Annotated in this window: 1 rRNA gene; it reads right to left on the bottom strand. The window is 50.6% G+C overall.

Features of this window, described 5'->3' with window-relative positions:
* Positions 1 to 1,446 (bottom strand): 23S ribosomal RNA (locus IB249_RS29545); the annotation flags it as partial.

Genomic DNA, 1,446 nt, shown 5'->3' on the forward strand with positions numbered 1-1,446 from the left:
TACCCAACCACCTGTGTCGGTTTGGGGTACGGTTCCTGGTTACCTGAAGCTTAGAAGCTTTTCTTGGAAGCATGGCATCAACCACTTCGTGTTCTAAAAGAACACTCGTCATCAGCTCTCGGCCTTAAGATCCCGGATTTACCTAAGATCTCAGCCTACCACCTTAAACTTGGACAACCAACGCCAAGCTGGCCTAGCCTTCTCCGTCCCTCCATCGCAATAACCAGAAGTACAGGAATATTAACCTGTTTTCCATCGACTACGCTTTTCAGCCTCGCCTTAGGGACCGACTAACCCTGCGTCGATTAACGTTGCGCAGGAAACCTTGGTCTTTCGGCGTGGGTGTTTTTCACACCCATTGTCGTTACTCATGTCAGCATTCGCACTTCTGATACCTCCAGCAAGCTTCTCAACTCACCTTCACAGGCTTACAGAACGCTCCTCTACCGCATCATCCTAAGATGATACCCGTAGCTTCGGTGTATGGTTTGAGCCCCGTTACATCTTCCGCGCAGGCCGACTCGACTAGTGAGCTATTACGCTTTCTTTAAAGGGTGGCTGCTTCTAAGCCAACCTCCTAGCTGTCTAAGCCTTCCCACATCGTTTCCCACTTAACCATAACTTTGGGACCTTAGCTGACGGTCTGGGTTGTTTCCCTTTTCACGACGGACGTTAGCACCCGCCGTGTGTCTCCCATGCTCGGCACTTGTAGGTATTCGGAGTTTGCATCGGTTTGGTAAGTCGGGATGACCCCCTAGCCGAAACAGTGCTCTACCCCCTACAGTGATACATGAGGCGCTACCTAAATAGCTTTCGAGGAGAACCAGCTATCTCCGAGCTTGATTAGCCTTTCACTCCGATCCACAGGTCATCCGCTAACTTTTCAACGGTAGTCGGTTCGGTCCTCCAGTCAGTGTTACCTAACCTTCAACCTGCCCATGGATAGATCGCCCGGTTTCGGGTCTATACCCAGCGACTAAACGCCCTATTAAGACTCGCTTTCGCTACGCCTCCCCTATTCGGTTAAGCTCGCCACTGAATATAAGTCGCTGACCCATTATACAAAAGGTACGCAGTCACAGAACAAAGTCTGCTCCCACTGCTTGTACGCATACGGTTTCAGGATCTATTTCACTCCCCTCTCCGGGGTTCTTTTCGCCTTTCCCTCACGGTACTAGTTCACTATCGGTCAGTCAGTAGTATTTAGCCTTGGAGGATGGTCCCCCCATATTCAGACAAAGTTTCTCGTGCTCCGTCCTACTCGATTTCATGACTAAGAGACTTTCGCGTACAGGGCTATCACCCACTATGGCCGCACTTTCCAGAGCGTTCCGCTAATCTCAAAGCCACTTAAGGGCTAGTCCCCGTTCGCTCGCCACTACTAAGGGAATCTCGGTTGATTTCTTTTCCTCAGGGTACTTAGATGTTTCAGTTCCCCTGGTTCGC

It is taken from the genome of Pseudomonas sp. PDM04, assembly GCF_014851765.1.
Classification (GTDB): Bacteria; Pseudomonadota; Gammaproteobacteria; order Pseudomonadales; family Pseudomonadaceae; genus Aquipseudomonas.